General features: G+C 67.2%; 19 protein-coding genes. 14 read left to right on the top strand and 5 right to left on the bottom strand.

Annotated elements, in window-relative coordinates; genetic code table 11:
• Nucleotides 1-18: 18 nt before the first annotated feature.
• The 7 genes from aptA (at nucleotide 19) to ACVOLJ_RS06920 (ending at nucleotide 8,639) form a co-directional block, all read left to right on the top strand.
• Complete coding sequence (gene aptA / locus ACVOLJ_RS06950) at nucleotides 19-1,371, top strand: omega-aminotransferase AptA (RefSeq protein WP_475277984.1); 1,353 nt, start codon at nucleotides 19-21, stop codon at nucleotides 1,369-1,371.
• Nucleotides 1,372-1,434: 63 nt separating this feature from the next.
• Nucleotides 1,435-2,319 carry a ParB N-terminal domain-containing protein gene (locus ACVOLJ_RS06945; protein WP_481563776.1) on the top strand — a complete coding sequence of 295 codons (885 nt, stop codon included), beginning with the start codon at nucleotides 1,435-1,437 and terminating at the stop codon, nucleotides 2,317-2,319.
• A gap of 104 nt (nucleotides 2,320-2,423) precedes the next feature.
• Nucleotides 2,424-3,710 (top strand): DUF445 domain-containing protein, encoded by a 1,287-nt coding sequence (locus tag ACVOLJ_RS06940; RefSeq protein WP_475277982.1) that lies wholly within the window; start codon nucleotides 2,424-2,426, stop codon nucleotides 3,708-3,710.
• Between the two features lie 323 nt (nucleotides 3,711-4,033).
• Complete coding sequence (locus ACVOLJ_RS06935; RefSeq protein ID WP_481563775.1) at nucleotides 4,034-6,259, top strand: TonB-dependent siderophore receptor; 2,226 nt, start codon at nucleotides 4,034-4,036, stop codon at nucleotides 6,257-6,259.
• 108 nt (nucleotides 6,260-6,367) lie between these two features.
• Nucleotides 6,368-6,688: a DUF3649 domain-containing protein gene (locus ACVOLJ_RS06930; RefSeq protein WP_475277980.1), complete on the top strand. Its 321-nt coding sequence runs from the start codon at nucleotides 6,368-6,370 to the stop codon at nucleotides 6,686-6,688.
• A complete protein-coding gene (locus tag ACVOLJ_RS06925) occupies nucleotides 6,685-8,313 on the top strand; it encodes a PepSY-associated TM helix domain-containing protein (RefSeq protein WP_481563774.1) in 1,629 nt (542 codons plus the stop codon). Before ACVOLJ_RS06930 ends, ACVOLJ_RS06925 begins: the two co-directional genes overlap by 4 nt.
• Nucleotides 8,310-8,639, top strand: coding sequence for a DUF3325 domain-containing protein (locus tag ACVOLJ_RS06920; protein WP_481563773.1), 330 nt, complete (start codon nucleotides 8,310-8,312; stop codon nucleotides 8,637-8,639). Before ACVOLJ_RS06925 ends, ACVOLJ_RS06920 begins: the two co-directional genes overlap by 4 nt.
• Before the next feature lie 64 nt (nucleotides 8,640-8,703).
• Here the strand turns inward: ACVOLJ_RS06920 and rlmKL are convergent, their stop codons facing one another.
• Both rlmKL and ACVOLJ_RS06910 read right to left on the bottom strand, forming a co-directional pair.
• The gene (rlmKL, locus tag ACVOLJ_RS06915) at nucleotides 8,704-10,842 is read right to left on the bottom strand and encodes a bifunctional 23S rRNA (guanine(2069)-N(7))-methyltransferase RlmK/23S rRNA (guanine(2445)-N(2))-methyltransferase RlmL (RefSeq protein ID WP_475277977.1); all 2,139 of its coding nucleotides are present in this window, start codon (nucleotides 10,840-10,842) and stop codon (nucleotides 8,704-8,706) included.
• 145 nt (nucleotides 10,843-10,987) lie between these two features.
• Nucleotides 10,988-11,515: an alpha/beta hydrolase gene (locus ACVOLJ_RS06910; RefSeq protein WP_475277976.1), complete on the bottom strand. Its 528-nt coding sequence runs from the start codon at nucleotides 11,513-11,515 to the stop codon at nucleotides 10,988-10,990.
• Nucleotides 11,516-11,587: 72 nt separating this feature from the next.
• Here ACVOLJ_RS06910 and ACVOLJ_RS06905 point away from each other — a divergent pair, with 72 nt between their 5' ends.
• Nucleotides 11,588-12,154: an N-acetylmuramoyl-L-alanine amidase gene (locus ACVOLJ_RS06905; protein ID WP_481563772.1), complete on the top strand. Its 567-nt coding sequence runs from the start codon at nucleotides 11,588-11,590 to the stop codon at nucleotides 12,152-12,154.
• A gap of 244 nt (nucleotides 12,155-12,398) precedes the next feature.
• Here the strand turns inward: ACVOLJ_RS06905 and ACVOLJ_RS06900 are convergent, their stop codons facing one another.
• The 3 genes from ACVOLJ_RS06900 to ACVOLJ_RS06890 all read right to left on the bottom strand — a co-directional run bounded on the left by ACVOLJ_RS06900 (nucleotide 12,399) and on the right by ACVOLJ_RS06890 (nucleotide 14,992).
• Nucleotides 12,399-13,301: a sulfurtransferase gene (locus ACVOLJ_RS06900; protein ID WP_481563771.1), complete on the bottom strand. Its 903-nt coding sequence runs from the start codon at nucleotides 13,299-13,301 to the stop codon at nucleotides 12,399-12,401.
• Nucleotides 13,298-14,101 (bottom strand): CoA pyrophosphatase, encoded by an 804-nt coding sequence (locus tag ACVOLJ_RS06895; RefSeq protein ID WP_475277973.1) that lies wholly within the window; start codon nucleotides 14,099-14,101, stop codon nucleotides 13,298-13,300. Before ACVOLJ_RS06895 ends, ACVOLJ_RS06900 begins: the two co-directional genes overlap by 4 nt.
• A gap of 189 nt (nucleotides 14,102-14,290) precedes the next feature.
• Nucleotides 14,291-14,992, bottom strand: coding sequence for an FKBP-type peptidyl-prolyl cis-trans isomerase N-terminal domain-containing protein (locus tag ACVOLJ_RS06890; protein ID WP_475277972.1), 702 nt, complete (start codon nucleotides 14,990-14,992; stop codon nucleotides 14,291-14,293).
• Between the two features lie 166 nt (nucleotides 14,993-15,158).
• Here ACVOLJ_RS06890 and ACVOLJ_RS06885 point away from each other — a divergent pair, with 166 nt between their 5' ends.
• From ACVOLJ_RS06885 to pstS, 6 genes are all read left to right on the top strand, one after another.
• A complete protein-coding gene (locus ACVOLJ_RS06885; RefSeq protein WP_481563770.1) occupies nucleotides 15,159-15,953 on the top strand; it encodes an enoyl-CoA hydratase/isomerase family protein in 795 nt (264 codons plus the stop codon).
• Nucleotides 15,954-15,958: 5 nt separating this feature from the next.
• Nucleotides 15,959-16,312, top strand: a complete 354-nt coding sequence (locus ACVOLJ_RS06880) for a hypothetical protein (RefSeq protein WP_475277970.1) — start codon at nucleotides 15,959-15,961, stop codon at nucleotides 16,310-16,312.
• A complete protein-coding gene (gene nth / locus ACVOLJ_RS06875) occupies nucleotides 16,312-17,001 on the top strand; it encodes an endonuclease III (protein WP_475277969.1) in 690 nt (229 codons plus the stop codon). Before ACVOLJ_RS06880 ends, nth begins: the two co-directional genes overlap by 1 nt.
• A 228-nt stretch (nucleotides 17,002-17,229) precedes the next feature.
• Complete coding sequence (locus ACVOLJ_RS06870) at nucleotides 17,230-18,441, top strand: OprO/OprP family phosphate-selective porin (protein WP_481563769.1); 1,212 nt, start codon at nucleotides 17,230-17,232, stop codon at nucleotides 18,439-18,441.
• Nucleotides 18,442-18,551: 110 nt separating this feature from the next.
• The gene (locus ACVOLJ_RS06865) at nucleotides 18,552-19,331 is read left to right on the top strand and encodes a PA3715 family protein (protein ID WP_481563768.1); all 780 of its coding nucleotides are present in this window, start codon (nucleotides 18,552-18,554) and stop codon (nucleotides 19,329-19,331) included.
• Between the two features lie 133 nt (nucleotides 19,332-19,464).
• Complete coding sequence (pstS, locus tag ACVOLJ_RS06860) at nucleotides 19,465-20,484, top strand: phosphate ABC transporter substrate-binding protein PstS (protein ID WP_475277966.1); 1,020 nt, start codon at nucleotides 19,465-19,467, stop codon at nucleotides 20,482-20,484.
• Nucleotides 20,485-20,584 lie beyond the last annotated feature (100 nt).

The raw sequence follows: 20,584 nt of genomic DNA, 5'->3' as shown, positions 1-20,584 counted from the left end.
GGACCCGATGGAGCCGGCATGAAGCACCCTGCAAGCGACCTGCACGACCTGGCCACGCAGCGCCCCGAGTCACTGGAGGCGTACTGGATGCCGTTCACTGCCAACCGCCAGTACAAGGGGGCGCCGCGCATGCTGGTGCGCGCCGAGGGCATGCACTACGAAGACGTGGACGGCCGCGCCATCCTCGACGGTACCGCTGGCCTGTGGTGCTGCAATGCCGGCCATGCGCGCCCGCGCATCGTCAAGGCCATCGCCGAACAGGCCGCTACCCTGGACTACTCGCCCGCGTTCCAGATGGGCTCGCCGCCCGCCTTCGCGCTGGCGCAGCGCCTGGCCGCACTGGCCCCGGCCGGGCTCAACCATGCGTTCTTCACCAGCTCGGGCTCTGAAGCGGTGGATACCGCGATGAAGATCGTGCTGGCCCATCACCAGCTGCGCGGTGAAGGCCAGCGCACTCGCTTCATCAGCCGCGAAAAGGCCTACCACGGCGTCGGCTTCGGCGGCATGGCGCTGGGCGGACTGCCCAACAACCGGCGCCAGGTCGGGCTGCAGCTGGGCGGCGTGGACTACCTGCGGCATACGCTGGACCTGTCGCGCAATGCCTTCAGCAAGGGGCTGCCGCGGCAGGGCGCCGAGCTGGCCGACGATCTGGAACGACTGATCGCCCTGCACGACCCTTCCACCATTGCTGCGGTCTTCGTTGAACCCATCGCCGGGTCGGCCGGGGTGATCCTGCCCGCCCCGGGTTACCTGCAGCGCCTGCGCGAGATCTGTGACCAGCACGGCATCCTGCTGGTATTCGATGAAGTGATCACCGGATTCGGCCGGGTCGGCATGGCCTTCGCCGCGCAGCGGTTCGGCGTCACCCCGGACCTGCTGACCTTCGCCAAGGGCGTCAGCAACGGCGCGGTGCCGCTGGGTGGCGTACTGGTCGGCGACCAGGTGCATGCCGCTTTCATGCAGGGTCCGCCGCAGGCCATCGAACTGTTCCATGGCTATACGTATTCGGGCCATCCTCTGGCATGTGCCGCGGCATTGGCCACGCTGGATGTCTACGCCGAAGAACGCCTGTTCGAGCGCGCCATCGAACTGGGCGAGTACTGGCAGGAACGGCTGCATGCACTGCAGGGGCTGCCGAACGTGATCGACATCCGCAACTTCGGCCTGGTCGGTGCGGTCGAGCTGGCGCCCCGCAAGGACGCGCCCGGCAGCCGTGGCCATGAGGTGTTCCGGCGCTGCTTCCACGATGGCCACCTGCTGGTGCGCTGCACCGGCGACATCATCGCGCTGTCGCCGCCGCTGATCGTGGACAAGGCCCAGATCGACCAGATCACCGGCACCCTGGGCGAGATGATCCGGGCCACCGCCTGAGCCCGGGCCGGCGGTGGCGAGCAGGTACAATGGGCGGTTCCGCTCCTGCCCGTTGCCGTGCCCATGAACATCGTCGTCAAAGAAGAACTCAAGGCCTACATCGACCCGCTGACTGCGGACGAACACGAGGCGCTTGAGCGCAGCATCCTCGCCGAAGGCTGCCGCGACGCGCTGGTGCTGTGGGGCGATGTGCTGGTGGATGGCCACAACCGCTTCGGCATCTGCCAGAAGCACGACCTGCCGTTCAACACCGTGCAGAACACCCGTTTCCAGAGCATGGACGATGTGCACCTGTGGATGATCGAGCAGCACCTGGGCCGCCGCAGCGTGTCCGATTTCCAGCGTGGCGTGCTGGCACTGCGCAAGCGCGACATCCTGTCTGCACGCAAGCAGGTTGAACAGGCGCAGCTGCAGCGCGAAAGCGACGGCACCGCAGACAGCACCGAGGATGCAGGCGAAGACAGCCCGCCGTGGGAGCCGGCACCGAAGATCAGCCGCGCCGAGCTGGCCCGCGAGGCCAAGCTGAGTACCAGCCAGGTGGGCATGATCGAACGCATCCATGCACAGGCCGCCGCCGAAGTGGTGGAAGCGGTGAAGGCCGGCATGATTTCGATCAGCGCTGCCGCCGCCGTGGCCGACCTGCCCGAAGAGGAGCAGCGCGCCGCCGCTGCCGGTGGCAAGGATGAGTTGAAGCAGGCCGCCAAGCGCGTGCGCGAGGCCAAGCGCAAGCCGCGCGCGCCGAAGCCGGAAGCCGGATCGCCGGAAATGGATTTCGAGGAAGCCAGCGAGGATGAGATCGCCAGCCGTGATGCCCAGGTGCTGGCCGCGCTGGAACAGCTGGGCGAGGATGCCCCGGCGCTGCGCCGCCGCGTGGTCACCCTGACCCGCGAGAACGACACCCTGCGCGCCCAGCTTGCGCAGCTGCGCAAGCAGCTCGAAGCACTGTAAGCGGTAGCGCCGGGCCACGCCCGGCGAGCGCAGCGGGTCGTGCAAGCCACCGGGCATGGCCCGGCGCTACCCGGCGCTCATGCGCCGGCAGGTAGACTTCGGCCATGACGTCTGCCATCGATCCACGCCGCGCCCAGCTGCGCCGCCTGAAAGCCCTTGCCCTTGGCCTGCTGGCGTTGATGCTGGTCGGCTTTGGTGTCAGTCACTGGCAGGGTGAACGGGGCATCTGGGCCTGGGTTTCGGCATTCTGCGAGGCCGCTGCGGTCGGTGCGCTGGCCGACTGGTTCGCGGTGGTGGCCCTGTTCCGGCGGCCCATGGGCCTGCCGATCCCGCATACGGCCATCATCCCGCGCAGCAAGGATCGCATCGGCGAGAGCCTGGCGCACTTCGTGCGCGATCAGTTCCTGGAACCGCAGGTGCTGCTGGCCAAGCTGCAGGTGTTCGACCCGGCCAGCCGCCTGGGCAGCTGGCTGGCCGATCCGGCGCGTTCACGGATGCTGGCCGACATGGCGCGCGGCTGGGCGCTGCAGGCGCTGGATTTCTTCGATGAAACGGCCGTGCGCCGCCAGCTGCACAGCTTCGTGGTGCAGCAGCTGCGGCAGTGGAACGCAGCCGCCACCGCCGGCGAACTGCTGGCCCTGCTGACCGCCGATGGCCGCCACCAGCGCGTGCTCGACGAAGGCCTGCAGCGGCTGGGGCGTTGGCTGGAACAGGCAGAGGTCAAGGAACGCGCCTCGCAGCTGATCGTGCGCTACATCCAGCGCGAGTGGCCGACGCTGTCGAGCACGGTGAACTGGGTGAAACCGATCGATGAGATCGGCGACAGCCTGGCCGAACGCCTGGCGCGGGCGGTGCTGGAAGAGCTGCAGCAGGTGCTGGCAGAGCCGCAGCATCCGCTGCGCCAGGACTACGAGCAGTGGCTGGGAAACTACGTGCAGCGCCTGCGCGAGGACCCGGCGCTGGCCGAGCGCATCGAGCAGCTGAAGCAGGAAATGATCGATCACCCGGCGCTGCAGGAGTACGTGCAGGGCCTGTGGTCGCGCATCCATGCCAGCCTGCGCAGCGACCTGCAACGGGAGGACTCCGCCCTGGTCGGCCACCTGCAGCGCAGCCTGGCCTCGCTGGGCGACAGCCTGCAGTCGGACCCGGCATTGCGTGATGCCTTGAACCAGCATCTGCTGGAAGGCGCGCAGCGCCTGACCGGGCGCCTGCGCGAGGGCGTCACCAGCCACATCGCACAGACAGTGAAGAGCTGGGACGAACGCCACCTTGTCGAACAGCTGGAACTGAGCGTGGGCCGCGACCTGCAGTTCATCCGTTTCAACGGCACCCTGGTGGGCGGGTTGATCGGGCTGCTGCTGCATGCGGCAACGGTGCTGTTCCGGTTCTGAACCTGTTCCACTTCTGAAGGGGGGCGCCCGGGCTGTGCCCGGAGCCTCCACACCCGCGGGCGTGGATGGAAGATCGTCACGCTTGATTAACGAAATGCGAATGCCTATCATTTACTGATCGGTTGTACGCTTAGCCAAGCGGGGCAAGGAAGCACGCGCCCACCCGCCCCTTCGCCCGTGTACATCCCCCGACTACCGGGTCGCCTGCATTGCAGGTGGCGCTGCGTCGATGGGAAGCAACGCTGGGCGACCTGTGCGGAGCATGGGGCCGTCGTGCGCGCGATTTCCATCGCCTGTTTTTTGTCCTGCATGGAACCGCACTGATGGCATTGCCGCTGAATCCCCCCCGCCGTACCCGTTTGGCCTTGGCCCTGACTGCATTGATGATCGCCCCGCTGGCCCACGCCGAGGTTCCCGCCGACGCCAGTGCACGCACGCTGGACACGGTCAAGGTGACCGCCGATGGCGAGCTGCCCAACAGCTACACGGTCAAGAGCGCGCGCACCGCCACCAAGCTGGACCTGTCGCTGCGCGAGACACCGCAGTCGGTCACCGTCATCACCCGGCAGCGGATGGATGACATGGGGCTGTTCTCGTTGTCGGACGTGATGGGCCAGGTGACCGGCGTCAGTGTGTCGGTCACCGACAGCGAGCGCATCAACTACATGTCGCGTGGCTACAGCATCACCAATTTCCAGATCGACGGCATGCTCAACACCTTCGGTGGGTCGATCAAGACCAACACCGACAATGTCATCTATGACCGCATCGAAGTGATCCGCGGTGCCACCGGCCTGACCACCGGCGCCGGCGATCCTTCCGGCACCATCAGCATGGTACGCAAGCGCCCCACCGATACCTTCCAGATGGGGGCCAATCTGACCCTCGGCCGCTGGGGCAACCAGCGCCTGGAAGCCGATCTGGGCGGCCCGGTGGCCTGGGATGGCCGCATCCGCGCCCGCGTGGTCGCCGCCAAGCAGCAGAGCGATTCGTTCCGCGATGTCTACCAGCTCAACAAGGACGTGTTCTACGGCATCGTGCAGGCCGACCTGAGCGACAGCACGCTGTTCGAAGTGGGTTACGAATACCAGTCGCCGAAGACCACCGGCGTCACCTGGGGCGTGGTCCCCTATTGGGGCGTCGATGGCAAGCCGGCCAACCTGCCACGCTCGACCAACCTGTCGGCATCGTGGAGCAGCTGGCCGATCGTGGAAAAGACCAGCTTCGCCCGCCTCGAACAGCAGCTGGGCGCGCACTGGTCGGTGAAGGCCGCAGTCAGCCGCTCCAAGCGCAATACCGATGGTGCGGTGTGGTACGGCGCGCAGGGCTACCCGCGCCCGGATGGCACCGGCGTGGTCGCCTACATCGGCAACTTCGTGGAAAACAGCGTCATGGACGTGGTCGACGTCAACGCGACCAGCACCTTCGATCTGTTCGGCCATGAACAGGAAGTGGTGTTCGGCGTGGGCCAGTCCACCCGCAAGGGCGAGTACCCGGCGGCCACGATCGACAGCTACCCGTCCAGCTACGCCGTTGTGCCGGACTGGCGCAACTGGAGCGGCGATGTCGCTCCCCTGCAGGTGAGCCGTCCCGGCTACCTCGGCTCGGAAGATGAGCTGCGCCAGCAGGCCGCCTATGTGGCTGCCCGCGTGCGCGTGGCCGATCCGCTGCTGGTGGTGGCCGGCGTGCGCTATGGCAGCTGGGAAACCAAGACCTGGCGCTACACCTACGATGCCAGCGGCAAGCGTACCGGCACCACCCGCACCGGCTACAAGCCGAAGGATCCCACCACGCCCTACTTCGGCGTGGTGTACGACATCAACAGCGTGTTCAGCGCCTACGCCAGCTACACCGACATCTTCGCCCCGCAGAACTACCGCGACCGCAATGGCACCTACCTGGAACCGGTGGTCGGCAAGATGTACGAAGGCGGCCTGAAGGCCGAGTTCTTCGGGGGTCTGCTCAATGCCTCGGCGGCGATCTTCGAAGGCGAGAAGGACAACGTGGCCGAGATCGATGACGCGGTGCCGCCGAACTCGCTGCCCGATGGCAGCCAGGCCTATCGTTCCACCGGCAAGGGCAACAAGGTGCACGGCTGGGAAATCGAAACCCAGGGCAGCATCGGCGACAGCTGGAACCTGTCGGCCGGCTTCGCCCACACCGTCAGCCGCAACCAGGCCGGCGTGCTGCAGAACACCACCACCCCGCAGGACACGCTGCGGCTCAACGCCAGCTGGCGTCCAGGCGGCATCGACGGCCGCTTCTGGCTGGGCGGCGGTGCCACCTGGCAGAGCCGCATCTGGCGCATGACGGCCCGTCCGGCCGCGAACTACGCCACTACCGGCCGTACCGAACAGGCACCGATCCAGCAGGACGCGTTCTACCTGCTGAACCTGGCCGCCGGCTACCGCTTCAACGAGAACTTCAGCGCACAGCTGAACATCAACAACCTGCTGGACAAGAAGTACTACAACAACGTCGGCTTCTACCAGGGCGTGTACTGGGGCGAACCGCGCAACGTCACCATGACCCTGCGCTGGAAGCTCTGATGACCTGATGGATGGTGCCGGTTCTGCGACCGGTACCCGGCCACGGATGGCCACTCCCGGCGCACCTCGGTGCGCCGGTCCTCTTCCCTACCAACCTGCAGGACCACCGTGGACCGCTCGCCCGCACTTGCCAGCTCACGTCTCGCCCACTTCTTCGGCAACCCGCGCTGGGGCGTGCTATCGCGCTCGCTTGCCGCGATCTTCGGTGGCTACGCCCTGGCCGCTGTTACCTGCGTGTTCTGCGCAGTGGCCCTGCCCGGCGCGCGCGGCCAGACCGTGCTGACCGGCATGCTGCTGGCGATCCTGGTGGCCGCCTGCGCCGCACTGTGGGCCTTCGCCACCCGCAGCGCACTGCGCGCCTGGGTTGGCATCCTCGCCCCCACCCTGCTGATGGCCGGCGTTTCGCGCCTGCTGGGAGCCTGGGCATGAAGAACGGATTCCGCCAGTCGATGGCCTGGCTGCACACCTGGACCGGGCTGCTGGTCGGCTGGTTGCTGCTGCTGATCTTCATGGCTGGCACCGCCAGCTACTACCGCGAGGAGATCAGCCGCTGGATGCGCCCGGAGCTGCCCAGCGCCACGGTCAGCGTCGATGTCGCCGCGCAACGTGCGGTCGACTACCTGCAGGCCAACGCGTCGCAGGCCGAGAACTGGTTCGTAACGTTGCCGCAGCCACGCAACCCGGCCATGCAGATGTTCTGGCGCCTGCCCGAAGCCCTGGCCGACCCGGCGCGCGGGCGGCGTGGTGCGTTCGGCGACGCCACACTCGATCCCAATACCGGCGATGCGCTGAAGGCACGGGAGACCCGCGGGGGCGACTTCTTCTATCGCCTGCACTTCGACCTGCACTACATCCCGGTGCTGTGGGCGCGCTACCTGGTCGGCTTCTGCGCGATGTTCATGCTGGTGGCGATCATCACCGGCGTCATCACCCACAAGAAAATCTTCAAGGACTTCTTCACCTTCCGCAAGGACAAGGGCCTGCGTTCGTGGCTGGATTTCCACAACGTCAGCGCGGTGATGGCCCTGCCCTACCACGCGATGATCACCTACACCGGCATCGTCACCCTGATGATCATGTACCTGCCGTGGGGCGTGAAAGTCGCTTACCCGCAGGACGAGGACGCGTTCTATGCCGAAGCGTTCGGCGGCATGCCCGAAGTGACTGCGAAGGCCGAAGGGCGTGCAGTGCCACTGCCGATCGCACAGCTGCTGGACAGCGCGCGGGCACATTGGCACGGCGTGGAAGTTGCCGGCTTCAGCGTGTCCAATCCCGGCGCGGCCAATGCAGTGATCGACATCCGCCAGCGTGATGGCAAGCGCCTGTCCACCGACACCCCGGCCGTGCGCTACGACATGGTCAAGGGCACGCTGCTGGAAGAAACCCCGCCGTCGGGCGGCGCCACCGCCACCCGTGGCGTGCTCTACGGCCTGCACCTGGCACGCTTCGCCGATTGGGGCCTGCGCGCGCTGTTCTTCCTGTCCGGCCTGGTCGGCTGCCTGATGGTGGCCAGCGGCGTGGTGCTGTGGGCGGTGAAGGAACGGCCGAAACATGCCAAGAGCGGCCGCATCGGCTTCGGCCTGCGGCTGGTCGATGCGTTGAACATCGGCGCCGTGGCTGGCCTGCCGATCGCCTTTGCCGCCTATTTCTGGGGCAATCGCCTGCTGCCGCTGGATATCGCCGAACGCTCGAGTGCCGAAGCCAACGTGTTCTTCTACGCATGGGGCGCATCGCTGCTGGCCGCCTTCATCTGGCCCAAGCGGATGATGTGGACCTGGCAGCTTTACCTCGGCGCTGCGGCGTTCGCACTGGTGCCGGTGGTCAATGCACTGACCACCCACGCGCACCTGGGCGTGACCCTGCGCAGCGGTGACTGGGTGCTGGCCGGCTTCGACCTGTCGATGATCGCCTTCGGCGCGATGCTGACCCTGTGCGGCTGGCGCATGCAGCGCTGGACGCCACCGCTGAGTGCGGCCGAGAAGAAGAAGCGTGCTGCAGCCGCGGCGGCGCCCAGGACTGTGGCAGAAAGTGCCGAAGCGGAGGCCAGCGCATGATGCTGCTGGCATTGACGCTGTCGTTCTCCGCGTTCACCGCGTTGTCGCTGGCGATGGAGAAGCACCAGCACGATCTTCATGGCAAGGCGGCAGCCACCCCGGCTCGGCGCACGCAGTGGCGGGTGCTGGGCTGGGCCCTGCTGACGGTGGCGTTCGCGTTGTGCGTGGCCGACCACGGCTGGGCGATGGGCCCGGTGCTGTGGCTGGGCGTGATGACACTTGGCGGTGTGGCGCTCGCATTCGGGCTGTACCCGTACCGGCCACGCTGGATCGCACCGCTGGCGATCGGGTTGCCGGTGCTGGGGCTGTTGGTGGGGTTGGTGTAGCCGCCCTCCACGCATGGCGTGGATCTACCCGGACCGCCTCCGCCGGGCATGGCCCGGCACGCCGTCAACCCAGCCGCTTCAGTTCCCATGCGCGATGGATACGCGCATTGCGCTCGAAATCGGGGCCGATGGTGCTGGCGCTGATTTCGCGGCACTGCGCGAACTCGGCAATCGCATTTTCTTCCAGCTTGAAGCGACGGAAGTTGTTGGAGAAGTACAGCACGCCGCCCGGCGCCAGCCGCGCCACCGACAGGCGCAGCAGCTTCAGCTGCTCTCGCTGCACGTCGAAGTCCTCGGCACGGGCCGAGTTCGAGAACGTCGGCGGATCGCAGAAGATCACGTCGTACTGGCCACGATCACCTTCCAGCCATGCCATCGCATCGGCCTGCACCAGCAGGTGCTGGTTGCCGCCCTGCCCGTTCAAGGCCAGGTTGTCGTAGCACCACTGCAGGTAGGTCGCCGACAGGTCGACGCTGGTGGTGCTGGCAGCACCCGCCACCGCGGCCTGCACACTGGCCACGCCGGTGTAGCAGAACAGGTTGAGGAAACGCTTGCCGCGCGCCTGCTCGGCCATCAGCCGGCGCAGCGGGCGGTGATCGAGGAACAGGCCGGTATCGAGGTAATCGAACAGGTTCACCTGCAGCAGCGCGTCGTTCTCGCGCACCACGACATATTCATCGCGCTGCTCGAAACGGCCGTACTTGCTGCCGCCCTTGCCGCGCTCGCGCGACTTCATCGACACCTGCTCCGGCGGCACCGCGAACACTTCACGCGCGGCAGCCAGCAGTTCGTTGCGACGACGGCGCACGTCGTTTTCCGGGATCGCAGCCGGCGCGGCGTACTCCTGCACGTGCAGGAACGTGCGGCGCTGGCCACCGTCTTCCTCGTACACGTCGATGGCCGCTGCGTATTCCGGCAGATCGGCGTCGTAGGCACGGAAGCAGGTGATGCCTTCGCGCGCACGCCAGTTCTTGAACTTCTTCAGGTTCTTGCGCAGGCGGTTGGCCACCATCTGCGCGCCTTCGCTCAGTTCGCGCACCTGTGCCGGGTCACGGCCCGGAACGGCAATCGGGTCGCAGACGATCAGTGCGCATTCCAGCGCGCCGTTGAACATCTGGTACTTCTTGCCGGCACGCAGGCCGGTGGCGAAGGCCAGTTCGTCGTTGCCGCACAGCAGGCTGGCGCGCCACTGCGGCACGGCCTTCTGCAGGGCATTGCCCAGCTTGCGGTACAGCGCGGGATCGGCAGCCAGGCGCTCGTCGTAGGGCGGGTTGCAGACCACCGCACCGATCTCCTGCTCCGGGGTGGGCAGGTCGGCCACGTCGGCGCGGGTGAAACGGATGGCGTGGGCAACTCCGGCAACCTCGGCGTTCTCGCGTGCGGCCTGGATCGCCACCGGGTCGATGTCGCTGCCGTGGACCACCGGCTTCAGTGCCGCCAGCCCTGTGGCCTCACGATCGCGCGCCTCGCTCGTGATGGCCTTCCATGCGGCCTTGTCGAAGCCCAGCCAGCGGCTCGGCGGCAGGCTGCCGTGGCGCATCAGCCCGGGGGCGACGTCGGCGGCCATCAGCGCGCCTTCGATGAGCAGTGTGCCGCTGCCGCACATCGGGTCCAGCAGGCCACCGCCGGCCGCGTGCAGGCGCGGCCATTGCGCACGCAGCAGCAGCGCAGCGGCCAGGTTTTCCTTCAACGGGGCCTCGTGGGCGGCACCGCGCCAGCCACGGCGATGCAGCGGGCCGCCGCCGAGATCGATCGACAGCGAGGCGCGGCCCTTGCGCAACGACAGGTTCACGCGCACATCGGGCAGGTCGGTATTGACCGAGGGGCGTTCCAGGCCTTCATCGCGCATGCGGTCGACGATGGCGTCCTTGATCCGCTGCGCAGCGAAGCGGGCATGGGTGATCTTGTCGCCGGACACATGCGCGTCCACCGCCAGGGTCATCTCCGGCTTGATGTGCTCGTGCCACGGCAGCGCGCGCACGCCGTCGTACAGGGCCTGCTCGTCCGGGCATTCGAATTCGTCGATCGGCCACAGCACGCGGCTGGCCAGGCGCGACCACATCACGATCCGCAGCGCCTGCTCCAGTTCGCCATCGGCGTTGACGCCGGCAATGGTGGCAGTGGCCTTTTCCAGGCCCAGGGCCGACAGCTCGTCGGCAAGCAGGTATTCCAGGCCCTTGGCGCAGGAGACAAAAAATTTCACGGGATCGGTTCGCAGGTGGTCAGGCACGGCGGGGAGGCCGCGCCATTCGGAAAGGAGGGCCGTGGGCACGGCCGGCAGGCCCGCGCCAGGGGCGGCGGGGCTGCCATTGTAGTCAATGCGGGCGGGCGCGCTGTGCGCCCGGGCTTCACAGCTGCCGCAGCAGGCGCTCGAAGGCCTGTGCGGAGGCCTCCACGTGATGTTCCAGGCGGTGGCCATCGTCCACCAGCAGCAGCTGCGCCGAGCGCGCCTGCGCCCAGGCGATGACCCCGGCGGCCGGCACCACATCGTCGTGCCAGCCCTGCACCACCGTGGTTGGCACCTTGGCGGCATCCAGTGCCGGCATCGGCCCCATGGTGGTGGGCGGCACCATCAGGAACAGGCCGACCACCGGCACCTGCAGCGAGGTGATGGCCGAAATGTAGGCGCCCAGGCTGGAGCCTGCCAGCACCACCGGCCCCTGCGCGGCAGCCGCGGCCGTGCGCTCGACCAGGCGCTGCAGGCGGGCGCGCACGTCACCCACGCGGCTGACCTCGCTCATCGCGTCCAGATCGGTGTAGTCCGGGCGCTCGTGGGTCCAGCCCAGTCGCTGCGCGACGTCGGCCAGGGCGGTGACCTTGGTCGCCTCCGGGCCACTCTCGAAGCCGTGCGACAGAATGCAGTGACCACGGCTCATGCGTGCGCTCCCACGGAGCGGACCAACAGCAGAAGGGAAGGCAGTTTCATCCGGCAATGCTAGCATCGCCGCATGCCCAACCCGCTCCTGCCCGGCCTGCAGCTGCAGCCGCTGCCCTACCACGAACGTCTGCCCGTGCGCGACCCGGCCAGCCTGGCGATGGTGGTCATCCACTGCACCGAACTGCCGGATCTGGCCATGGCCCGGGAATACGGCGAACGCGTGCTGTATGACAGCGGCGCCGGCAACAGCGGGCACTTCTACATCGATCGCGATGGCGGCGTGACGCAGTACGTGGCACCGGAACGCATCGCCCACCACGTGCGCGGCATGAATGCCGATACGGTAGGCATCGAACTGGTCAATACAGGCCGCTACCCGCACTGGCTGGACAGCCGCCACCAGGCGATGGACGAACCCTACAGCGAAGCACAGCTGCTGGCGCTGGAACAGCTGCTGCAGGCGCTGGTGCTGCGCTATCCCTCATTGCAGAAGATTGCCGGCCACGACCAGCTGGATCTGGAGCAGGTGCCGGCCAGCGACGACCCGGCGCTGACAGTGGCGCGCAAGCGCGATCCGGGGCCGCTGTTCCCGTGGGCGCGGATCCTGGCGAAGGTGCCACTGCAGCCGGTGGGTTGATCGGCAGGGCTGCGCCCTGGGTACACGCCATCGCATGCGCGCTGTCGCTCCCACGCTTCGCTGCGCGAACCGCAGGCCCCACTTACCAGCTCCCACATCCCCGCCGCTTCGCGGCCGCCCCCTGACTCAGGGGGCTCTGCCCCAGAGATGAACGGGTGGCCAGTAGATCCACGCCACGCGTGGATGGGCGTCGAATCGATCAGGATGGTTTTCCTGTAGCGTCGAGCGATGCTCGATCGCGCGCTCAGGCGCCGGTAGCCACCGGGCGGCTGCTGTCGCTGACCCAGCCGCTCCAGGAATCAGCATAGATGCGCGCGCCGGTCAGGCCGGCCGCTTCCATCGCCAGCAGCACGTGGCAGGCGGTCACGCCCGAGCCGCACATCAGTACGACGCGCTCCGGGTCCTGGCTGCCGATCACGCCCTGCAGCTCTGCACGCAGCTCCTGCGGATCACGCAGGCGGCCATCAAGGACGTTCAATGCGAACGGTCGATTGACCGCGCCCGGTACATGGCCGGCGACCGGATCCAGCGGCTCGACCTCGCCACGGAAGCGTTCGCCCGCGCGTGCATCGACCAGCCAGCCCGGTGCGTGCTTCAAGCGGGCGGCGATTTCATCGGCATTGGCGATCTGGGTGGTGTCGAAACGGCCCGGGTAGGCCGGCAACGTGACGACCATGTCCTGCCCGGCAGCCAACGGATGGCCGGCCGCCTGCCAGGCGGCGATGCCACCATCAAGCACCGCCACCTTGCTGTGCCCGATCAGCCGCAGCAGCCACCACAGGCGCGCGGCGGCCATGCTGCCGTCGCTGCCGTCGTAGACCACCACCTGGGTATCGGGACCGATGCCCCACTGGCCCAGCCGCGCGGCGAATGCATCGCTGTCCGGCAGCGGATGACGACCATGGCCAGCACGTTCCAGATCGGACAGGTCACGATTCAGGTCGGCATACACCGCGCCCGGGATATGCCCGGCCAGATACTGGCCGCTGCCGGCCTGCGGGTCGGCCAGCGAAGCGCGCGCATCCACCACACGCACGGCAGTGCTGGCGGTGGCACGTGCGTCGACCACCCGCACATCCTCGCCCAGTGCCGCAGCCAGCGTGGTGACATCGACCAGGGTGGTCCACGGTGGATCGATCAGCTTCATTGCACTTGCTCCAGGCGGCGGCGCAGGTTGTAGAGAATGGCCGCGGTCGCCCCCCAGATGCGCTGGCCGGGCCAGCCGTATTCAAGGACATGCCGGACGCGACCGCGATGGTTGATTTCGACCTGGCGCAGGTTGTCTGCCGCCATCAGGTAGTCCAGCGGCACCTCGAACACCTCGGCCACTTCACTGGGCTGCGGTACCGGCACGAAATCCGGATCGATCACCGCCACCACCGGGGTTACCCGGTAGCCGGTGATGGTCACGAACGGATCGAGGTAACCCAATGCCTGCACCTGGGAAGGGGCCAGCGCGATTTCTTCCTGGCTTTCGCGCAGGGCCGCAGCCAGCGCATCGCGGTCGTCCGGCTCGGTGCGGCCGCCGGGGAAACCCACCTGTCCACCATGCTGGCGCAGGGCTTCGGTCCTGCGGGTGAGGATCACCTGGGCGCCGCCGGCACGCGGCACGATGCCGGCCAGCACAGCAGCTTCGACCGGTGGCCCTGGCGGCAGCAGGTCATCCAGTTCGCTGCGGTTCCAGCCATCGCCGGCAGGCGGTTCGGCCAACGGATGCAACGCGCGCAGCAGGCGATGATGATCGGCCAGTGATCCACGCAGCGAATGTTGCAACTGTTCGCGCAGCGGCAGCACCCGATGCAGGATGTGGCTGCGCTCGCTGTCAGTCATCGAGGACCACCGGGCGATTTCATCGATATGCCGGCCGCAGCCGCTGCACAGCCGGTATGACTCCAGCTTGCACACTCCGATGCAGGGACTTGCGACAACACGCGCCGTTTCTTCCATAGTTTGCACCCGGCAACAGTAGCGCGATTGCGCTGGATTTGCGCGGATTGCCGGACGCCACACGGGCCGCAGAGCAATCGACTGACAATCGACGCCAGCGATGCCCAGCATGGCGCATTCCCGACAGTGGCGGCGCAAACAAAAACGCGCCGGTGGAGGCCACCGGCGCGTTGATGTCGACGCTGTTTCTTACTTGACGCTGATCAGCTTGATCTCGAACTGCACAGCCACGTTCGGCGGGAACGGGGTGCGCGGGTCGGCGCCGTAGGCCTGATCCGGCGGCAGGGACACTTCCCACTTCGAGCCTGCCGGCATCTGCAGCAGCGTCTCGCGCATGGCCTTCATTTCGACTTCGCTGACCTTGATCGACGGGATCTGCTGGGCCGGACGGGCTTCGGTCGGGCGCTGGCCGTACGGGAACGGACCGGCCACTTCCAGCTGCACGGTGCTGGCCTGGGTCGGCTTGGCACCCTTGCCGGCTTCGATCACACGGTACTGAACGCCGCTCGGCAGGGTCTGCACGCCCGCCTTTGCCTTGTTCGCGGCCATGAACTGATCGCTCTTGGTCTTGTTTTCGGCAGCAGCCTTTTCGTACTCGGCCTTGGCAGCCTGGGCACGGCCCTGCTCGCGCTTCTGGAACGCTTCAACGGCCGGCTTCAGCTGCTCGGCGGTGATGGCCGGCTGCTTCTTGGCGTAGGCGTCCTGCAGGCCCTTCACCACCGAGTTGATGTCCAGCTGCTCACCGCGACCGGTCAGCTCCGCCAGGTTGTTGCCGTAGTCGTAACCGAAGTAGTAGCTCAGCTTGCCCTTTTCGGACGCGATGTCCTGGGCGAAGGCATTGCCCGTCAGGGCCAGGGCCGCGACGGCGACCGCGATAGAACGCAACTTCATCAAACAGTTCTCCAGGGGTGGTAACTCAGGGACGTTCTGCGCCGCCCTGAGGCGACGGGTTAGGATAACGGCCACAACGTGTAACCGCTACTCACCACGCAGCCTTTGACCCGCCTGCGTCTGCAGAGTTCAATCTCACTTTTTTTTAACGTTCCAGGAGTTCCCCGTGGCCGACGCCCCCGCCCTCCCCCCGGTCGACGTCAGCGATGACGGCGCCGTCCGCACCATTACCGTGCAGCGCCCGGACAAGCTCAATGCCCTCAATGCCGCGACCCTGAAGGCCCTGGACCAGGCTTTCAGCGATGCCGCCACCGATCCCGCAGCGCGGGTGGTGGTGCTGACCGGCGCGGGCGCCAAGGCCTTCGTGGCGGGCGCCGACATCGCGGAAATGAACACCCTGAGCGCCGTTCAGGGTCGTGACTTCTCCCTGCTCGGCCAGGGCCTGATGCGCCGGATCGAGCGCATGCCCAAGCCGGTGATCGCCCGCGTGAATGGTTTTGCACTGGGCGGTGGCCTGGAACTGGCCATGGCCTGCCACCTGCGCATCGCCGCCGACAGCGCCAAGGTTGGCCAACCGGAGATCAATCTCGGCCTGATTCCCGGCTTCGGTGGCAGCCAGCGCCTGCTGCGCCTGTGCGGTCGCGCCGCGACCCTGGAGCTGTGCCTGCTCGGCACGCCGGTCAATGCCACGCGCGCACTGGCACTGGGCATCGTCAACGAGGTGGTGCCTGCCGATGCGCTCGACGCGCGGGTGCAGACCCTGGCGCGGCAGCTGGCACAGGCCGCGCCGCTGGCGCTGCGTGGCCTGCTTGATGCCGTGCATGTAGGCGGTGAGTGCAGCCTTGAATCGGGCCTGGAATACGAAAGCGCGCAGTTCGGCCTGCTGTTCGCTACCGAGGACATGCGCGAAGGCACCAGCGCGTTCCTGCAGCGCCGTCCGCCTGCCTTCCAGAACCGCTGACCGCCATGGCATCCCGACCCGATCCCGTGCAGCTGTTCGCGCGGATCCAGGCAGACGATCCCGATGGCGCGCTGCAGGCTGGACTGATGGACTACATTCCGCGCGAGGGCGATGAACGACTGCTTCCCGGTCATCCGGAGCTGCCTGCGCGCCTGTGCAGCATGCAGCGGCAGCTGCAGGACGCCTGGGCGGCGCGCGAGCGTTACCGCGCGCGCGCCGTGCGCCTGGCCCGTCGCGAGGCCGAGCGTGATGCACGCCGGACGCCGGCACCTGCGCCGGATATCAAGCCCGCCCTGCCTGCGGCCGCTGCCGCCATCCTCGCCCGGGCCAAGGCCCGCGCCGCCGGCAAGGACAGCTGATGGCCGCCGCGAAGAAGGCCACGCGCGCACCGGCGCGGCGTGGCAGCACGATGCCGCGCGCCGATGTGGTGGAAATGTTCACCCGCCTGCGCGAGCTCAACCCGCACCCGAAAACCGAACTGGAATACGCCTCGCCGTTCGAACTGCTGGTGGCCGTCGCACTGTCGGCGCAGGCCACCGACGTCGGCGTCAACAAGGCGACCCGACGCCTGTTTCCCGTGGCCGATACACCGGCGAAGATGCTTGCCCTGGGCGAGGAAGGCCTGAAGAAGTACATCGCCACCATCGGCCTGTTCAACGCCAAGGCGAAGAACGTGATCGCCACCTGCGCGATCCTGCTGGACAAGCACGGCGGTGAAGTGCCGCGCGACCGCGACGCACTCGAAGCGTTGCCCGGCGTCGGCCGCAAGACCGCCAATGTCGTGCTCAACACGGCATTCGGCGAACCGGTGATGGCCGTCGATACCCATATCTTCCGCGTGGCCAACCGCACCGGGCTTGCACCGGGCAAGAACGTGCGCGAGGTGGAAGACCGGCTGGTGAAGGCGATTCCTGCCGAGTTCCTGCTCGATGCGCACCACTGGCTGATCCTGCACGGCCGTTATGTGTGCAAGGCACGCAAGCCGGATTGCCCGGGATGCGTGATTGCCGATCTTTGCCGGTTCAAGGAAAAGACCCTCGCGGAGTAACGGCGCCGTCCACGCATGGCGTGGCTCGGCTGGAAATCCATCCACGCATGGCGTGGATCTACTGCAACCGGGGCGCAATGCCGGCGTCATACGTAACCGGTTTCAATGGCAGGCCCAGCCGTGACGGGGCCTGCGGCGGATCGCGGCCGTTCGCGAACTGTCACATTTACGCAATCTTCACGTTTTAGCCTGCGCGCATCTTCCCACCTGCCTGCAAGGCTCCTTCCCATGAAACTGCATCACCAACTCCTGACGGTCGCCGTGGCTGCTGCGCTGTATGTGCCCGCCGCCCACGCCGAAGTCGCCATCGATGTGATCGGCGGTTCGGAAATCACCTTCGAAGGCCTGGTCCAGGCCGATGGCAACTGGTACGACAACGACGTCGTGGACCTCAACGGCGGTGACGCCGGCAACGGCAAGAACAGCGAGTTCGAACTGCGTCGCGCCGAGCTGGTGCTGAAGGGCAAGGGCCCGGGCAACGTGGAGTGGGTGGTCGGCTATGACGCCAAGGCCGACAAGTTCCTCGACACCAACGTGAAGTACAAGCTGCTCGGCAACGCCAACCACTTCCTGCAGCTGGGCCAGTTCAAGCAGCCCAACAGCCTGGAAGAGCTGTCCAGCACCAAGAACAACGATTTCATTTCCAAGGCTGCGGTCACCAACACCTACGCGGTCGCCCGTCGCCTCGGTGGCGCCTACAGCTACGGCCAGGACAACTGGTCGGTCACCGCCAGCGCCTTCGGCCGCGAGCTGACCCGCAACCTGGCCCACGGCAGCGGCTACGGCGCGCGTGGCACCTGGGCCCCGATCAACGAGAAGGGCCAGGTCCTGCACTTCGGCCTGAGCTATGTGGACTACGACACCGACGCAGACACCCTGCGCGTGCGTGCCCGCCCCAACGCCGACCTGGCCACCGCGCGCCTGGTCGACAGCGGCAACCTGGTCGACACCGACCGCGTCAGCACCATCGGCGCCGAAGCGATGTACTTCCAGGGTCCGTTCAAGGCCCAGGCCGAGTACTACACCAGCAAGGCCAAGCGCCTGGCCAACGACAACTACACCAGCGATGGCTACTACGTCAGCGGCGTGTGGAACGTCACCGGCGAGTCCTGGAGCTACAAGGGTGGCACGCCGGGTACCGGCCTGCCCAACAACCCGGCCGGTGGCCAGTGGCAGCTGGGCGTGCGCTACGACCACATGGACCTGAACGACGGCAACCTCGCCGCCAACCCGGTGGCCGGCCGTCCGCCGATCGTCGATGGCGTGCTGGGCGGCAAGATGGATATCTGGACCGTGGGCGCCAACTGGTACTGGCGTTCGAACTTCAAGCTGATGCTCAACTACGTGATGGTCGACAGCAAGAAGTACAGCTCCAGCGCCCGTGGCTTCGTCAACGACGATCCGAACATCCTGGAAGCGCGCGCGCAGTTCTTCTGGTAAGACCTGCAGCAGGTGGTTGATGGAAGGCACGGCTCCGGCCGTGCCTTCTTTCGTTGTCGCTTGGCGATCGGCGGGCGATGATGCAGCCCCTGTCGACATGGACCTTCGGGATGCGCCCTCCCCTGCCCCTGCAGCATCGTGTGTGCGCCACGTTGCTGGCCCTGCTGCCGCTGCCCGCCTTGGCCTGTGATGACGCCGACGCTGCGCGTGAGGCGGCCTACCGGCAACTGCCGGAGGGCGCACTGCCGACCTCCGCACGCCATACCGGCCTGGACAGCATGGCCTGCCGCGACTGGGCGGCCATGCCCGGCACGACGCTGCTGGCGGTAGCGCAATGGGATGCGCCGGCCAGCGAGGACGCGCGCGGCGGCGACCTCGACCTGTTGCTGCTGGACACTGCCAGCCGCCGCCCGCTGGCGTGGACCCGCATCCCCGATGCGGTCAGCAGCGATGCCATGCGTTTTACCGGGCTGTCCCTGGATACCGCGCGCTGGCAGCTGGCCCCCGGTACCCGCGCCTTCGGCGTGCGCATGAGCTACAGCGGCAGCTCCGGCCCCAATCCGTTCGGCCAGACCGACCTGCAGTTGTTCGTGCGCGACGGCCAGGAGCTGCGGCAGGTGATGCCGGCGCTGGCGGTCAGCGGCAGCAACGGCGAGTGGGACACCCGTTGCGCCGGTACGTTCAGCCGCTACCAGCGCACGCTTGAAATGGGCCAACCCGGCGCCGCGGCACGGGCGCCGATCCTGGTGCGCGAATCACGCGTGGACAGCGTCAGCACCGAGCGCGATGGCCAGTGCCACACCGATGAAACAACGCGGCCACCGACGCGCTGGAGCATGCCTGCCAGCGGTGCACGCTACGTGGTTCCCAAGGCGCTGCGGGGCCTCTGATACCTGGCGGGAGAACGCCCATGACGCCTGTCATGGTTGCGTCATATGACAGACGCAGGCGTGTCATGGAACCGTTATGGAATGTGCACCGAAACGTCGGGCAGCCGCCCCTCGACCACCCAGGAGCCTCTCCGTGATCCACGCCTTCAAGTCGCGCGCCGCCGTTGCCATTCTTGCCGCGTCGTCCGTGTTTGCCGCCAACGCCGCCGATGTCACTGGCGCGGGCGCCTCGTTCATCTACCCGGTGATGTCCAAGTGGTCGGCCGACTACAGCACCGCCACCGGCAAGAAGGTCAACTACCAGTCCATCGGTTCGGGCGGCGGCATCGCCCAGATCAAGGCGGCGACCGTCGATTTCGGTTCCTCCGATGCTCCGCTGAAGCCGGAAGAACTGGCTGCGGCAGGCCTGGCCCAGTTCCCCTCGGTCATCGGCGGCGTGGTGCCGGTCATCAACGTGGCCGGCGTCGCCCCGGGCGCGCTGAAGCTGGACGGCCCGACCCTGGCCAACATTTTCCTGGGCAAGATCACCACCTGGAACGATCCGGCCATCGCCGCGCTGAACGCCGGCCTGACCCTGCCGAGCGGCAAGATCACGATCGTCCACCGTTCGGACGGTTCGGGCACCACCTTCAACTTCGTCAACTACCTGTCCAAGGTCAGCCCGGAGTGGAAGAGCAAGGTCGGTGAAGGCACCTCGGTACAGTGGCCGGCCGGCATCGGCGGCAAGGGCAACGAAGGCGTTGCCGCTTACGTGAAGCAGATCAAGGGTGGCATCGGCTACGTCGAACTGTCCTATGCGCTGCAGAACAAGATGTCCTACGCGGCGATGAAGAATGCCGCCGGCAAGATCGTGCAGCCGTCGGATGCCTCGTTCTCGGCCGCTGCCGCCAGCGCCGACTGGGCCAATGCCCGCGACTTCTACCTGGTGATGACCAACGCCCCGGGCGCCGAAGCGTGGCCGATCACCGCCACCAACTTCATCCTGGTGCGCAAGCAGCCCAAGAACGTGGCCGGCGCCAAGGCGACCCAGGAGTTCTTCCGCTGGGTCTACAAGAATGGCGATGCACAGGCCAAGCAGCTGGACTACGTGCCGCTGCCGGACGCGCTGGTGCGCCAGATCGAAACCTACTGGACCCAGAACCTGAAGTACTGAGCAAGGCGTTCCCCCGCAGGAACGGGGGTCGGCGGGTCCTCTCTCCCCCGCCGACCCCAACGGGCGCTGGATCCTTCGTGATCCGGCGCTCTTCTTTTTT

The sequence above is a fragment of the Stenotrophomonas sp. STEN046 genome (assembly GCF_056759755.1).
Note: the sequence above shows the minus strand (reverse complement) of the source record. Positions and strands in the feature narration are given on the sequence as shown.

Bases quoted from the DNA above. Each gene is read 5' to 3' on its own strand.
- ACVOLJ_RS06940 (WP_475277982.1), top strand. From the start codon at position 2,424: ATGACGTCTGCCATCGATCCACGCCGCGCCCAGCTGCGCCGCCTGAAA.
- ACVOLJ_RS06870 (WP_481563769.1), top strand. From the start codon at position 17,230: ATGAAACTGCATCACCAACTCCTGACGGTCGCCGTGGCTGCTGCGCTG.
- ACVOLJ_RS06890 (WP_475277972.1), bottom strand. From the start codon at position 14,992: ATGAAGTTGCGTTCTATCGCGGTCGCCGTCGCGGCCCTGGCCCTGACG.
- ACVOLJ_RS06880 (WP_475277970.1), top strand. From the start codon at position 15,959: ATGGCATCCCGACCCGATCCCGTGCAGCTGTTCGCGCGGATCCAGGCA.
- ACVOLJ_RS06925 (WP_481563774.1), top strand. From the start codon at position 6,685: ATGAAGAACGGATTCCGCCAGTCGATGGCCTGGCTGCACACCTGGACC.
- nth (WP_475277969.1), top strand. From the start codon at position 16,312: ATGGCCGCCGCGAAGAAGGCCACGCGCGCACCGGCGCGGCGTGGCAGC.
- ACVOLJ_RS06910 (WP_475277976.1), bottom strand. From the start codon at position 11,515: ATGAGCCGTGGTCACTGCATTCTGTCGCACGGCTTCGAGAGTGGCCCG.
- ACVOLJ_RS06920 (WP_481563773.1), top strand. From the start codon at position 8,310: ATGATGCTGCTGGCATTGACGCTGTCGTTCTCCGCGTTCACCGCGTTG.
- ACVOLJ_RS06895 (WP_475277973.1), bottom strand. From the start codon at position 14,101: ATGGAAGAAACGGCGCGTGTTGTCGCAAGTCCCTGCATCGGAGTGTGC.
- ACVOLJ_RS06865 (WP_481563768.1), top strand. From the start codon at position 18,552: ATGCGCCCTCCCCTGCCCCTGCAGCATCGTGTGTGCGCCACGTTGCTG.
- ACVOLJ_RS06945 (WP_481563776.1), top strand. From the start codon at position 1,435: ATGAACATCGTCGTCAAAGAAGAACTCAAGGCCTACATCGACCCGCTG.
- ACVOLJ_RS06935 (WP_481563775.1), top strand. From the start codon at position 4,034: ATGGCATTGCCGCTGAATCCCCCCCGCCGTACCCGTTTGGCCTTGGCC.
- ACVOLJ_RS06900 (WP_481563771.1), bottom strand. From the start codon at position 13,301: ATGAAGCTGATCGATCCACCGTGGACCACCCTGGTCGATGTCACCACG.
- ACVOLJ_RS06905 (WP_481563772.1), top strand. From the start codon at position 11,588: ATGCCCAACCCGCTCCTGCCCGGCCTGCAGCTGCAGCCGCTGCCCTAC.
- aptA (WP_475277984.1), top strand. From the start codon at position 19: ATGAAGCACCCTGCAAGCGACCTGCACGACCTGGCCACGCAGCGCCCC.